Below are 13,504 nucleotides of genomic sequence, written 5' to 3'. Positions count from 1 at the left end.
CTAAGCCTCCTGGTAGGCGAAATAGACAAAGGTGTGGGCGGGCTTTAAGTCCTGGAACACCGACTCAATGACCGGATCGCCGAACGACGTCAACGGCTCGCCTGCAGCGGACTGGCCGGCGCGGAACCGGTACTCCCGGACAACGCCGCTGCGCACGATGACCTGCCACACCCAGATGATGGCTGGCGTCCAAAGTTGGTCCCCGGCCCGATTGATGCCCGCACGAAATGGCTGTGGTTCCTCGATCTGGATCTCGTACCCCATTCCCGCTGCAAGTCGCTTGAAGTAAGGAATGGAGAGCCCCCCGGTCTCCGCGAGCTTCGCGAGCACGATCTGCAAGCGTTCCTGGTATGACGCGTTCGCACTCGGCGCGATGCCGCAGACTCGCTCCCAATCGGGGAGCAACTGACCAGCGAAAAAGGGCGTAATGCCACCCGCTGCGCGCGTGACCGATGCCATCGCGGCATCGAGCGTATTGCCTTCCGCCGCAAGCTCTTGCGCAAGCGGAAATTCCCTCGGCGCGTAGCTCTCCGGTGGTAACAGTAGGGCGAGCAGCTCCGCGTGCTTCATGGCAGCAGCTGCACCTGCACGTTGCCCAGGCGCAGCCACTCGACTACGGCCTCGTTCACGATCGGCACGACATTCCCGGCCGGCGCTACGACCTGGCGATCCACCACCCCGGAGATACCGGAAATGATGGCTTCGATACGACTGCGATAGGCCGTAGTGCCTGGCTCGATCTGGTTGAAGTAAGCGGCCTCGGCCGTGGCGATCTGCGCCCTGGCGGCTTCGAGCGCGAGTCCGCTCAGCTGCACGAACGCGCTCAGATCCACGATGCGTGGAGTCGGCGCCAGCACCAGACAGTTTTTTGCCGTAACCGGACGCAGGTCGTCGATATGCGTCTGAACGGCTTGGATGGTGGCCTCAGACGGCAGCTCGCCCGCCGACGTAATCACCACGTCCACCGTTCCCAGCCCGCGTCGTAACGGATAGACGTAAGCAGCCGACACGCCGGGCACTTCCATGGCCCAGCGGCGATAGTCATAGCGGTTGCCGCCGGCGGGCGGACGGCGGATCAAGTCGAGCAAGCGGGCGAGCAGTTCTGCGTCAGTCTCTACCTCCACGCCGCCCACCATCGAGACGATCGTGACCTTACTCACGATTCCGTTAGGCGGCGCCATCAGCGAGCCAGTCGTGCCGGCGGCGAGGTTCCCGACGATGCCTGCGGCTTGCGCGGCGGCAGACACGACGGCGTTGCCCGTGGCGTCCAGCGTTCCGCTCTCGGTGGTCGTGTAGCTCGCGTCGCCAAACTTGGCAACCAGTCCTGCATCAAAGGCTGCGTTGGGCGTGCCGGTCAGCGCAATCTTTCCGCCCGCAGACACGGCCGATTTGTAGTTAAGCCCACGCACCCGCGCATGAAGCGCGAGGTACTCGCTATCGGCCGTGTCAGGGAAGATTTGCTTAACCAGCCATGCCTGGTGCTCGTATAGCCCTTCAACGGCGCTGGCGATGGACGTCGCTCGCACGAAGTAGTCGCTGTCAACGCCGACGTCTGCGTCTGGAAGCGCTGCCCGCAGGTCGCGAAGCAAATCGTCACGGATTGCAGTGAGCGTGGGAACGATAAATGGCATCAGACGACTCGCACGGGGTGCTGGAGGCGGGCGACCTGGCCACCGGCCTGGCGAACCTCTATAAGCAGGAGGAGCCAGCCGGCACGCAGGCGCAGCGTATCGATCGCTATGGACTGTGCTCGGCCATCTGCAATGAGAGGCTGTAGCGCCTGTTCGGCATACTGCTTGGCGAGTACCGCGACGCGCGGAGTATCCTTCTCCCGCTTGAGCTCGTGCAGGCGAGACCCGAGCGACGGGTCGGCCCACCAGCTACCAAGCGGCGTTTGCAGCCGCAGGTAGACTGCGTTTGAGAGAGTGGTGGTCCGCGAACCGTCGTAGCTGCCGGTCAGCGGATCGAGAAGCGCATCCATGCACAGATTCTCTGTGCATGGAGGGCATATGATGCAGGTGGAAGGACTTCAGTACCCTTGTTTGAGGCTCAGGTTGGTCAGGTACATCTGCTCGGTCACCCAAGCCTTGATGGCTGAATCCGAAATTGCACCATCTAGGAGATCGTGCCATTTCGCCGCTGTATCAAGCCATCGTGCTTCACGCTCGGGTGCCTTGCTGAGCTGTTGGACTCCGAAGTCAACCATCTCCTGATTGCCTTCTTCCTTTGCACGCTCAATCGCCCATTGCATATTGGCCCGAGATTCTTTCCAAGACTCCTCAGTGCCGCGCTGGCCGACAAGATAGGCAATCTGCGCGCGTACGGCGATAGCCTTCGCCGCGACAGCGTGATAGGCCAATTGGTCCTGCCTAGTCAGCCAATCTAGAAACGCCTGCGGGCGGTCCTCGGCATAGCCCTCCGGATATCCGGCCATGATCCTGGAAGCCGAGTATCCAACCAGCCAGCAAATGTCGTTCCTGATATCGACATGCTGCTCGTCGATCCAAGCGGCCAGCGTCTGTAGCGGATTGTTCTTCTCGCTCATGTTGTCTTCTTCTTGGTGTGTATTCAGCTACTGGAGCTGCGAGCCACCATCGTATCAGAGCCGACTCAACGCTAGGCCGGCGGGCTGGTGATGCCTCCTGTTTCATTATGGCGGTGACCATGGAGGCTCGTTCCAGACGCAACCACATCGCCGTCTGTCGTAACGTTGCCGCCGGTCTGGCGCACATTGCCTTCGAACGATGCACCGTCGCCCCCTTTAATCGCCATGCCACCGTTGCCGTGAATCTGTGCCTGGGCGGTCAGTTGCTGGCTTGCCGTCAGCATTGGGGTGTTGAAGTCTGACTTATCGGTCGCGTTGACCTCGAAGCTTTTGCAGTTGACGCGATAGACGTCGCAATCCGTTTCGATGATGCGGCCTCTCTTGAGTACGACCTTAGCGCCTTCGTCTGTGTAGAGAGCGACCTCGCCGGGCTGCAAAGACTTGAGGCGATACGTGGCGTGCTCGGTCGCGACCACGATGCCATGGCTAGTCATGCCACCCACCGGCACCACAACGAGCATAGTCCCAGCTGGAGGGTTCGACGTATAGCCGTACTGCTGAAAGAGCTCGTTGTCTTGCAGCTTTTCAGTGGCGACACCGTCGCCCTGGATCAGTTGCACCGCGCTCTCGCTGTCCGTTCGCGCCAACACGCCGCGAAACGCATTGCGCACGCCTGACATGGCGCGCTTGATGCGCTTGTCTACCTCACCCCACATCGATGATCTCCAAGATCTCGCCTTTTGCCGTACGGCCCTTGGCGCGCTTCTTTGCACGCGTGTGAGGGTGCGCGTCGAGCACCCATACGCCGTCCTCTTTGAGCGTGAGTATCGTGACCGACCCCTCGCCGCGGCCTCCCACAAACCGGCGCGACATGAGGAAGAAGATCCCGTCGATCCGGTGCGGTTCGCTTTTGACGTGAATGCGCTGACCAGGCGTCCATAGAACGCCGTCGCTGGTCCGGTGACCTCTCACTTTTGCCGAGAGCGTACGGCCCTTGAGGCGCGAATCCGAGATGATCTTGCGCGCCCTCGATCGTGCGGTCTCTCGATTGATGGCGTCGTGGTCCGTGACGACCTTCGGCCGGTACAGCTTCACGCTCTGGTCCTGCACAGTGGCCCGTATCGCGTTCTGCCCGGTCTCTACTGCGGTGCCGTGCGACTGACCAAGAACCGTCACCTCGGAGTAGCGATCGCACATCGATCGTGTATGTGCCAGGCTGATGAGATTGTTGCCCCGGCCGTTGCGGTTCATGATGAGGCTGGCCACCGGCGGCTTGCTGTAGTCGGGGCCGCCAACCACCAACGTACCGTCTGGTTCAAACCACGGCCACAGTCCGTTTGCCTCGGCTGCATGGACGAGCGTGTCCCAGGCGGTGTCGCCTGGCTCGACGTTGATCTTTTCCGTGACAGCGGTTTTGTCCGCGTCGATGCGGATCTTTGTCAATCCGAGCGGCTTGATGACGTTTGCAGTGATCTCGGCAAGCGTGGCCAGCTTGGCCGTGAAAATCGGAGATGAGCAATCGACCAGCACGCCCGCGCCGTCGCGGCCGCTGATGGACAGGTCATTGGTGCCTTTCGATACCGTGTGATTGATCTCATCGATGCGGCCGGTCATGACCGTATCGTTGCCGATGCGCACCTCGGTCAACGCACCTTCCTCGACGATCGGAGGGAACTGTCCCGCCGGCATGCCCAGCTCCACCTGCCACGCATCGGCAGGGATCATCAGGTCGGAGTCCACCTCGTACTTTGTCCAGGTGCCGTGGACTTTTCCCCCGATCAGGAGGCTCACGACATCCGTGGTGTCTTGCTCATTGGGCATATGCGTAAAGGACGTCTCCGGCCTTGATGTCGTTCGGATTGCGAAGCTGCGGATTCAGGCGCAGCAGCTCGGCCGCGCGCGCGTAGTCGCCATACCAGCGAAACGCCACCAGGTGCAGATTGCCCGGAGAGGTAACAGTGCGCGTGCTCAGCGGGGGGCGCGCATCAATGACAGCGACTGCGGCCTCCTGCACGGCAGCAGCGACATCCCGCAGTGCCTGGATGACCGGCCGCGCCTGTTCCACCGGATACAGATCGCGGGTCGTCTCGATGGCCGTCTGGACGTGGTCCCGCACATCGTTGTTGATAATCTCGATGTCTTGCGGCGGTAGCGTCGGATCTTCGGCTTCGTCCACAAGCACGACAGTTGCGGCATCCGCGAGCGCCGTGGCCACTGCGATCTGAACAACGGCCGTGACGATCTTGACCTGTACCGGATCTGCAGGAATCGGCGTCGAGGCTACGGGGGGCGTGGTGCCGCCTCCACCTCCGCCACCACCACCCGTACCGCCAGATCCTCCTGTATCGCCGTAGGCCGTAACGGTGCCGCCCGTGACCGCTGCAGGCAACCGAACGACATAGTCGAGCTGAGAGACCAAGCTCTTCCAGTCGCTCTTGATGACGCCGATATCGAACGACCGCAGATCCACCATGCCGGATACCATCGCGACCAGGTCGCCCGCGAATGCGCGTGGGAAGTCGATCAGATCGAGCGTCGTGCCGATGATCCCCTTAACCTGCGCGCGGATCGCGCCGAGCACTCCCGTCATGACGCCTTTGAGCGCCGTCAGAGAGCCAAGACTGCCTTGCAAGGACTTGAGCTGGGAGAGTGCTCCGGCGAAGAGCCCGATCCCGCCGCTTCTCGCCAGCGCCGCGAGCTGGCTGGCCTGCCGCGCCTTCTGCGCCGGCAACTGTTGGACGAAAAATGGATTCCCGGGTGTTGCTTCGAGGAAGTCAATGGACACCGTGCACGCATCGACGGAGTCGGCTTCGTGCTCGATGTCGTAGTCCATCACCTGGGCCTTGATGCTGCCAAAAACCGGATGGATCAGCTCGCCCGAACCGAGCTGGTCTAGCGCCTTGATGAAGGTCTGCAGCCGCGTCTCGTAGTCGGGGCCGAAGAAGATCGCCGAGATGTTGCTACGGCGGCCTCGGCGCCCTTGGTCCTCTGTGTCCTCCCCGTCCATATACGGGTAGGCGTGACGAGCCACATCGCGTGACGCAGAGTCGCGGGTACGAACGCAGTCAAACTGAATGCCCCGAAAGGAGGCATCGAGAAGAGTGTCTTCCCAAGCCACTATTGCCTCCGCGCGTTGACCGCGAATAGTTGATTGACAGACTCCGCGACAACGCGGCCGTCAACGTTGACGGACACTGGCACGGTGATCGGCTGTGGCTGCTTGGCTGTCTCGGCACGGAACAACGCGTCGCCGAGCATCTTGCCAAGACTATCGCCGCCCAGGCTCCCGAGGATGCCGCCAGCAATGCCGCCGATCGCCGTGCCCACACCTGGCACCACAGAGCCGATCGCAGCGCCTGCTGCTGCGCCTGCGAGGGCGCCAGTGGCACCCCCACCCACGCGGGTGTACTCGCTCTTGCGCTGCGCGTCCGTGAGCATGCTGTTCTGGCTGACGTTGTACGCATCAAAACCTGATGCGAGCAGCGCTACAGGCGCCGCGACACGCGCAAACCTGCCGGCGCCGGCAACCATGCCAGCCACGCGGCTAGCGCCCGCTGCGCCGGCCGCACCGGCAGCACCGGCCGCTGCTCCAGCTCCGCCGGCACCGCGAGAGAGGATGCTTGTCGCGCTGCTGGCCAGCGCGGCGGCGGCCAGCGCCTTCACAGCCACCGTGGCCCCGACAAGAGAGGCGGTCAGCGCCGGGTATTGGGCGCCATATTCGGCCAGCTTGCCGGTCACGTCACCGACGACGCCGTTGAGCTTGCCGATCGAGTCGTACTCGCCTTTCTCGATGGTGTTCTGGCCCTGTTGAAACTTGAACGCTGCCTGTTCCTTGATGAATGCCTGGTTGACTGTGAGCGCTGTCTCGTCGCCCTGCAGGATGCCGCTCTTCATGTTCTGATAAGCAGCGGGGTTGAACAGGATCGGCAGCAGGCCGAGCATCGCCTGGCGGTCTTGAATGGTCTTGCCTACGCCGCGCGACATGAGGATGTCGGCCATGCTGCCATACATAGCAGTCTTGTCCTTATCATTGCCGCTCTCCTTAACCCGCTTCTGCATCTCCGCAAAGCCCTTGTCGGCCTCGGCGACGCGCCGCACCAGACGAGAGAATGCCTCGACGGGATCTACACCTTCCTTGCGCGCCTGGGCGATCGTGCCGTACAGGTCGATGCCGGCCTCGCCCTTGCGCTTATCGCCGAGGGTCTTTGCGGAGAGCTTCTTGAAGTCCGCTGCCGTGTCGGCCGAGGTGATCTTCTGCAGCAGGTTGACGACGTTGTTGCCGGCGTCGTCGCTTCCTCCTGCGGCGGTCACGGCGAGTTGGCTGGCCGCGAGGATGGAAGCGAGCCCGTCCTGGCCGCGCAGGCCGGATAGGCCGCCCATTGCCAGCATCTTGGGTAGCCACCGCGCCATGTCTTTCAGCTCGAAGCCGCCCATCTGGCCGGCTCGCAGCGCCATGCCCAGCGCCTTCGGGATCTCCTCGACCGGGATCTTGGCGTTCTGCACGGCCGCCATGACGACGTCCGTAATATCCTCGGCCGACGAACCGGCGGCGGTGGCCGCCTTGTTAATGGTCGGCAGCAGGTTGCCGGCCTGCTCGGGCGAGAAGATTCCTCGGGCAATCAGCTTGTCCAGGGCGTTGGCCGTATCCGAGCGCGTGCCGCCTTCGGCCGTGGCGGCAGTGATGAGGCTTTCCAGCTGGGCCTTTCCGGTGCGACGGCGTGCGAGCTGCTCGTCCATGGACAGGGCGCGGCCATCTTTGTCTGTCGTGTCCGCAAACGCCGTGTTGGCCATCTGCGCCAGGCGCATATCGTAGTTTGCGACTCGACGTACCGGAGCGGCTGCCACATAGCCTGCCGCCATGGCACCCGCACCTGCACCCACGAGCGTACGCGCGGCCCCGGATATCGACCGTTGGGCAGTAACGACGCCCTGCATCTCCTGGCGCAGTTCACGCACGCGCTGACGCGTTGCTTCGAATGCCCGTGCCTGCTCCCTGGCGGACATCGTGCCGGAAGCCAGCAGGCGCTTGTACGCTGCTTCGGTCTGCTGAATCTCGCGCTGAATCGCACGCTCCGATCGAATGCCGAGGATCTGGCGTGCGTCAGCCATGCGTCGGTTCTCGCGGTTCAGCCCCGCGACCGACCTCTCAGCGGCTTGCGTTTGCTTGTCAATGTCCGCCATGCCACGCGCGACGGTGCGGGAAGCATCGTCGCGCGCCTTGAGCTGCAGGGCGACTTCAAGGTTGGTGGACATGGGTTAAGTCGGCCTCTTCCTGCGTTTGCTGGTGATTCGTCGCGACTTGGTGTCGCTGTCCTGATCAGCCTTGCCGGTGTACAACCGCGCGATCGCGCGGAAGTACCCCTCAAGCTCGGGTGCCGTCAGGCGCCGGACGGTTGACTCGGCAATTCCGTGGCGGCCGAGGAGGACGACTCCGAGTCGGTAGTCCGAGAGGTACTGCTCGAAGTCTTCCGCTTTTTTTTGAGCCGATCCCGCGCTGCCGCCAGCTCGTCGTAGTCGTCGTCGATCAGCGTACCCACGAGCTGCGTGGTAATCGAATCCTTGGGGATCGTGCCCAGGCTTTCCAGACAGCGCGCAAACATCGCGACGTTGATGCGGATGCTCGACGTGGAGCCGACTTCCTCGATCGCCGCCACGTTGTCGTCGATCGTGGGCAGGCGCATGGAGAAGGCGTGATGGAACACGCCCGATTCCGGCGGGAACTCGATGCCGTAAATAAGTTCGCCAGTCTCGATCATTCCGTCACCTTGCGCAGAGCCTGCATTTTCAGATCCCGGCGGGCTTCGTTGTCCACCGAGTACTTGTTGCCCGCTTCGGTGGTGAAGCAGTCGAGGTAGCTCTCACGCTGACCGCCTGGGCTGTTCGGGTAGATGGTGATCTTGGCGCCCTCGATCGCCAGCCAGTCCATATCGCCGCTGAGCGGGATCGCGACCGTCACGCTCAGCTCGTACTCGGCAATACCCTTGGCGAAGCCCTTAGCACGCCCCGTGCGGTTCATGGTCTTCACGAGCTTGCGCCCGGTGCGGACCGTATCGCTGAGATCGATGACTTCGACTTCCTTGCCATCGACCTCCATCACGATCGATCCGGCGTATTCCTGCAGAGCCATATCGGTTCTCCTATCGGTGCGAGACTTGCTCGCGGTTACAGCAGCAGATCGATGCGGCCGGCGAACACGTGCAGGCCGTTCACCACGTCCACGGGAATCTTAGCGTTCAGCCGATTCACGTCCTGGCTGTCGCGCTCCACCACATGGCCGTCCTTGTTTGCGTCCACGGCTTCGAGGATTTCCAGCTCCTCCAGCTTGTACGAGACGTCGAGCAGCTCCGAACGGACCTTCTCAGGCGTACGCTCCGACAGCTTCTCGCGCGGAAAGCGCAATGCGATGCGCTCGCGATACGCCTTGCGTGCATAGTCCAGCGTGCGGATCGTCGTCAGGTCGAGCAGCGAGACATCGTCGATGCCCTGCGGGTCTTTCGTGTACGTCGTGATCGATCGCACGATCTGCACGACATCTCCGGGGCCGATCTCGAAGGGCGACAGCCCGTTGTAGAGCGCGTTCTCCTGTTCGGTGATGCTGGTCCGCTGATCAATCGGCGTCACATCGAGGCCGGCAAGCGGCAACGTGTTAAGAGGGCGCGCCGGGTCTTCCTCGCTCGCGATGACTGCCGCGTACGCAGCCGCAATTTGGCATGGCAGCTTGATCGAGCCACGATGCCAGCCGCAGCTCGTGCGGCCATTGTTGTTTGCGGACGCCAGCGCGATGCCCGTGGACAGCGAATTAGGCCAGCCCCACGCGCAGATGGCGCCGCGCTGCTCGCGCGGCCCGGACACGAAGTCGAGGTGCGTCCGGATCGCGGCGAGACTTGCCTGGGTCGCGAAGGGGTCGATCACGATGTTGTGACCGCCATTGACCACGACCGCGAGGGCCGGCGCAATGTCCGGATCGATCTGACCGCCTGCCATGGCGGCCGCGGCCACGGTGACACCTTCGACCGTGCACAGCGTACTCAGCTTGATGGCGTTGCCAGCAGCGCCCTTGTGGCGGGCCGTTGCGGTGACCTTGCCCTGGTTGGCCGCTGCCGTGACAGGCAGGTTGGGTTGCTTTGCCAGGGCGGCGGCGAGCGCGGTTGCAATGATTGCCGGGGTATCGGCCACCGAGACTGCAACGTCCGTGCGCACGTCACCCACCACGAGGCTGACGACGCCGGCAGAGGTGGCGGGGCCGGTAATCGTGACATCCGCGGTGGCCGCAATGCCCGCTTCCGCGTCATCGACCGCAATCACCGTGAGTTGCAGATACGGATTCGCCTTGATCGCGGCTTGCGCCATCAGGTGCGCGTACGAGCCACGGCCGAACAGCAGAGCCGCCTGCTCGTCGCTGAATACATCGACCGATACCAGCGCGGGTTGCGTGCCCGATGCCAGGCGCTGCCCGATGGCGACAACGCGCTGCAGGTTTCCAGGCAGCGTGCGCACCGCCAGCTTGGTATTAAACTCGAAATACTTCCCTGGCTTGCGGATGCTGCTCGGGATTTGATCGAAGCTGATATTCGGGCTTGCCATCAGTTGCTCCCTTTTGCCTTCTTGGGGGCGTCCGCCGCGTCGTTGGACACGATCAGGTCACCCTCCGCGACGATGCGCAGGTAATACGCGCTGCTCGGAACCTCGACCGCTTCGTCTTCCGTGATGTAGCGGTGCGGGTCGTCTTCCTTGGGCACCCGCAAACCGGGCGCAGCTTTTACTTTCATGGCTTACTCCTTATCGGGGCCGATGAGGTCGGTGGCGTCCGGCTTTCCATCGTCGGGCGCCAGGTGGTAATTCAGGCCGGTGCGCAGCCAGTCCGGATCTGGAACGCTGAGCTGGCCGCCGTGCTCGGCAAAGATGGCGTCAGGGTGGTCCGGGCCATCCGGTGCCGGGAAGCGATCGCGGGGCAGCGCTTCGTCGATCCAGGCAGTGTGGAACTCAATGGCAAAGCACGAGAACGACTCGCTGCGCACGATGACGTGACGAAGGGTTCTGACCTTGGCTGGCTCGAGCTCTCGAATGGGCAGCCCCATGTCCTGTTGGGTAAGCAGGCGCTGGACGGCATAGATCAGCTGGTTGGTACCGACCTCGCGCCGGCCAGCGCCGCCGTGACGAGCGGACTGCTCATTGCGCACGCTGCGGGCGCCAACCATCACGGCAAACAGCGCTTCCTTGCGCCACTTCTCGCGGGCGGTCGAATACGGCTTGGAGTCACGTACGCCGCCGAACGTGACCCACGCGGCCGGGAAGGCGCGCACGACATCTTCGGTGTCGTCGTCCAGTTCGCCACCGTACGTCTCGACCGACTTAACCATCTTGCCCAAGCCAACGCGCAGACGCTGCACGATGGCCAGCTCGACGGCAGTAATGATCGGCATGGTCACAGTGCGCCCCTGTCGCGGCCAAATGCCTTGCCGCTACTCTGAAACACCACGGGGTTGTCTGCCGGCGGAACAGTGGCTGTCTGCGATACGGGTCCGATTGACACCGTGCCGTTGGCTACCTTCTCGAGAAACTTCACGGCGTTCTTGTACCGGTCGTCGATGTCCTCGGTGCTGCGGCGTCCGCCCGAACCGCAGAGGCGGTATCGGGCGATATCCATGCACAGGCCCGCGAGGAAGCGGGGAGCCTGCGCAAGCGGGACGGCATAGCGGCCGGCGAGATAGCTGTCCATCTCAGCGCTTGCATCCTCCAGTGCATCGGCCAGAACGCCGACGTTGATCTCGCCCTGGTCGTCGCGGTCGCTCAGCTGGATAAGCTCGTCCTCGCCAAAGCGGGCCGCCATGTCGTCACGCGTTGCGTAGGCCATGGCCGCTTACTTGCCGCCGTTCTTCGTGCCGCCGCCCGAACTGCCGCGAGCGGTATCCTTGGCCGCGTCCGCGATCGCCTGCTCGCGCTTGGCCACCGCGTCTTCGCGGTCGGTCAGGGCGTCATCGGCCTTCTTGACGCTGGCTTCGGCTTTTTTCACGGCGTCCTCGCGCACCTGCAGTTCGTTGTGCCGAGCGTTAAGCTCCTCGGCCCACTCCTGCAGCAGCTTGTGCGCATCGTCGATTCCTGCGGGACCGACCTCCTGCATGTTGCCGGCGTCGTCCATCAGAACCTCGACCTCGACGACGACCAGATTCGACTCGCCCTTGAGCGCGGTGAGCTGGTCTTCCGAAAGCGATTCCACCGGGATAATTTTCGGCTCGGCGCCGAACTCGTGTCCAGCGCGACGAAAGCGGTCCGTCCGGCTGACAACGCGCAATACCTTAACCTTCGTGGCCATGTTGGCTCTCCTGCAGTTGGTGTGAGACGCACCGGAACCCATCAACGGCGCCGTGGGTTCCGGCTCAGTCTTCCTCCGCGCTTACGGCGTCACGCGGCAGTCATCGGCGGGGTGTTATCCCGTCAGGCCAGCCAGGGCGTGTTGAGCAGCTGGGCGGTGTTGCGGTAGATGTTGGTTGCGCCGTTCGCGTTCTTCTCGGCCTGGAGGATTTCCAGACCCTTGCCTTCGAGCGACGGCGGCACGACCAGAAGCGACGGGCGAACGCCGAGCGGCTTGCCGTTGTCCCCCTTCATTTCCATCAGCTGGGCGCGGGCATCCGCGTACGATTCCGGCGTCAGCTCCTCCCGCGACGCAAACGCGAGCTGCCACAGGCCGAAGCCGACATTCGAGCGCGCATCGACGCCGTAGCGGAACTTCTTGCTGGTGAAGACCTGTTCGTCGGTCTCCTGATCCATGGCCACGAACTTGTAGTCCTTGCGCACCTGGTAGATGAGCGGCTTGACCATCTTGGTGGTGTCGAGCAGATACCAGGCGGTGCCACTGCCCCCCTGGAAGTTCGACACGGAGCCCGTCGAGCCGTTGGCCTGCAGCACCGGGTGATCGGTGTCGAAGAAGTACTGGCCGTCGTAACACGCGGAGTTGAAGCCACTGGCCAGCAGGCCGAAGTTCAGCTCGTCCGGGTGTTGTTTCGCGTCCTGGCCGAGCTGCGAAGCCATCGGTGCGTAGACGCCGTAGGTGTCATCCTCGATCTCGTCGCGGTCGATCGTGATGGTGTTTTCCCACGGCTTGTTGCGGATGGTGAAGTCATGCAGCATCAGGTTCTGCAGCACCCGATCGCCGATCCATTCGCGGAATCGAGTAGTCTGGCCGAGCCACGGATAGACTTCGCGTCCGGACTTGGACGGCACCTTCATGGCCACTTTTTCCCAGTCCGCCGGCACGCCGTCGAACGCGTTCTGGAACAGTACCTGAAACCCCTGGAATAGCGAGTTGAGGTTGCCACGGTTGATGACGATGCCGGCGCCCACGATGCCGAGCAGCCGCTCGTCGAAGTCGCCGGGCTGCAGGCCGGACAGCGCCAGTGCATGCGCGTGGCTGGCCGGCTCGCCGACGACGCTGGCGATGATGGCAACAGCCACCGCCACCGCGAGGGTCAGTCCGAGGCCGAGGTGGAACCCACGAGTACGGGTCAGTTTCATCTGGATCTCCGAGAGTTAGAAAGTCGGTTTGCTTAGAACTCGACCCAGACGCCGCTGGCGTCCACGTCGCGCACCTTGCCCGCCACCGATCGGGTGTTGCTGCCGCTGGTCTTGGCGACCGTCTGGTCGTCGACCACGTAGCAGTCAGCGCCGACGTCCGAGAGCGTGAGCTGGTCAGCCGCGCCCGAGTTGGCGAGGCTCCAGAGACCGCGCCGCACGCGCACGCGCATCGCGCCATCGGCGCCGCCGGTGTTGTCGGCGCCCGCCTGGGCAATGCCGACGCTCTTGAGCGTGGTCGCCGTGGCACCCTTGGTGGCCAGGGCCTTGGTGTTGTCGATGCAGACGATGGCGCCTGCATAAATCTTGGTGTTGGCCGCCACCGGAAATTCGAAGTCGGTTCCGGCTCGGTTAGTGGTGTTGCGGTCCGCAGTGAGCGCAGTCATGCTG

17 protein-coding genes are annotated in these 13,504 nt (G+C 63.3%); all 17 read right to left on the bottom strand.

The genetic code is table 11. The features are described 5' to 3' along the window. Entirely contained in the window at positions 1-570 is a 570-nt protein-coding gene (locus DFLDMN_RS05445) for a YmfQ family protein (protein WP_423197460.1), read from the bottom strand. Beyond that, complete coding sequence (locus tag DFLDMN_RS05440) at positions 567-1,631, bottom strand: baseplate J/gp47 family protein (RefSeq protein ID WP_423197459.1); 1,065 nt, start codon at positions 1,629-1,631, stop codon at positions 567-569. Before DFLDMN_RS05440 ends, DFLDMN_RS05445 begins: the two co-directional genes overlap by 4 nt. Next, positions 1,631-1,981, bottom strand: coding sequence for a phage GP46 family protein (locus DFLDMN_RS05435; protein ID WP_423197458.1), 351 nt, complete (start codon positions 1,979-1,981; stop codon positions 1,631-1,633). Before DFLDMN_RS05435 ends, DFLDMN_RS05440 begins: the two co-directional genes overlap by 1 nt. Before the next feature lie 48 nt (positions 1,982-2,029). Then, positions 2,030-2,545 carry a hypothetical protein gene (locus tag DFLDMN_RS05430; protein ID WP_423197457.1) on the bottom strand — a complete coding sequence of 172 codons (516 nt, stop codon included), beginning with the start codon at positions 2,543-2,545 and terminating at the stop codon, positions 2,030-2,032. Between the two features lie 71 nt (positions 2,546-2,616). Then, positions 2,617-3,261: a phage baseplate assembly protein V gene (locus DFLDMN_RS05425; RefSeq protein ID WP_423197456.1), complete on the bottom strand. Its 645-nt coding sequence runs from the start codon at positions 3,259-3,261 to the stop codon at positions 2,617-2,619. Beyond that, entirely contained in the window at positions 3,251-4,366 is a 1,116-nt protein-coding gene (locus tag DFLDMN_RS05420) for a phage baseplate assembly protein (RefSeq protein ID WP_423197455.1), read from the bottom strand. The genes DFLDMN_RS05425 and DFLDMN_RS05420 overlap by 11 nt, the downstream gene beginning before the upstream one ends. Then, on the bottom strand, positions 4,356-5,663 hold the full coding sequence (locus DFLDMN_RS05415) for a DNA circularization protein (RefSeq protein WP_423197454.1): 1,308 nt from the start codon (positions 5,661-5,663) through the stop codon (positions 4,356-4,358). The genes DFLDMN_RS05420 and DFLDMN_RS05415 overlap by 11 nt, the downstream gene beginning before the upstream one ends. After that, the gene (locus tag DFLDMN_RS05410; RefSeq protein ID WP_423197453.1) at positions 5,663-7,798 is read right to left on the bottom strand and encodes a phage tail tape measure protein; all 2,136 of its coding nucleotides are present in this window, start codon (positions 7,796-7,798) and stop codon (positions 5,663-5,665) included. The genes DFLDMN_RS05415 and DFLDMN_RS05410 overlap by 1 nt, the downstream gene beginning before the upstream one ends. A gap of 125 nt (positions 7,799-7,923) precedes the next feature. After that, on the bottom strand, positions 7,924-8,301 hold the full coding sequence (locus tag DFLDMN_RS05405; protein ID WP_423197452.1) for a hypothetical protein: 378 nt from the start codon (positions 8,299-8,301) through the stop codon (positions 7,924-7,926). Continuing rightward, positions 8,298-8,672, bottom strand: a complete 375-nt coding sequence (locus DFLDMN_RS05400) for a phage tail protein (protein ID WP_423197451.1) — start codon at positions 8,670-8,672, stop codon at positions 8,298-8,300. The genes DFLDMN_RS05405 and DFLDMN_RS05400 overlap by 4 nt, the downstream gene beginning before the upstream one ends. 35 nt (positions 8,673-8,707) lie before the next feature. Further along, positions 8,708-10,129, bottom strand: a complete 1,422-nt coding sequence (locus DFLDMN_RS05395) for a phage tail sheath C-terminal domain-containing protein (protein WP_423197450.1) — start codon at positions 10,127-10,129, stop codon at positions 8,708-8,710. Continuing rightward, entirely contained in the window at positions 10,129-10,314 is a 186-nt protein-coding gene (locus DFLDMN_RS05390) for a hypothetical protein (protein ID WP_423197449.1), read from the bottom strand. Before DFLDMN_RS05390 ends, DFLDMN_RS05395 begins: the two co-directional genes overlap by 1 nt. Before the next feature lie 3 nt (positions 10,315-10,317). Then, positions 10,318-10,968: a DUF1834 family protein gene (locus DFLDMN_RS05385; protein ID WP_423197448.1), complete on the bottom strand. Its 651-nt coding sequence runs from the start codon at positions 10,966-10,968 to the stop codon at positions 10,318-10,320. Positions 10,969-10,970: 2 nt separating this feature from the next. Then, positions 10,971-11,399 (bottom strand): gp436 family protein, encoded by a 429-nt coding sequence (locus DFLDMN_RS05380; protein ID WP_423197447.1) that lies wholly within the window; start codon positions 11,397-11,399, stop codon positions 10,971-10,973. A gap of 6 nt (positions 11,400-11,405) precedes the next feature. Further along, positions 11,406-11,858, bottom strand: a complete 453-nt coding sequence (locus tag DFLDMN_RS05375; protein WP_423197446.1) for a hypothetical protein — start codon at positions 11,856-11,858, stop codon at positions 11,406-11,408. 122 nt (positions 11,859-11,980) lie between these two features. Then, positions 11,981-13,057, bottom strand: a complete 1,077-nt coding sequence (locus DFLDMN_RS05370) for a Mu-like prophage major head subunit gpT family protein (protein ID WP_423197445.1) — start codon at positions 13,055-13,057, stop codon at positions 11,981-11,983. A 32-nt stretch (positions 13,058-13,089) separates the two neighbouring features. Continuing rightward, positions 13,090-13,500 (bottom strand): hypothetical protein, encoded by a 411-nt coding sequence (locus tag DFLDMN_RS05365; RefSeq protein WP_423197444.1) that lies wholly within the window; start codon positions 13,498-13,500, stop codon positions 13,090-13,092. Positions 13,501-13,504 lie beyond the last annotated feature (4 nt).

The sequence above is a fragment of the Cupriavidus sp. H19C3 genome, from assembly GCF_049393815.1.
Taxonomy (GTDB): domain Bacteria; phylum Pseudomonadota; class Gammaproteobacteria; order Burkholderiales; family Burkholderiaceae; genus Cupriavidus.
The sequence above is the reverse complement of the archived record's forward strand: the minus strand, read 5'-3'. Positions and strand labels throughout refer to the sequence as shown.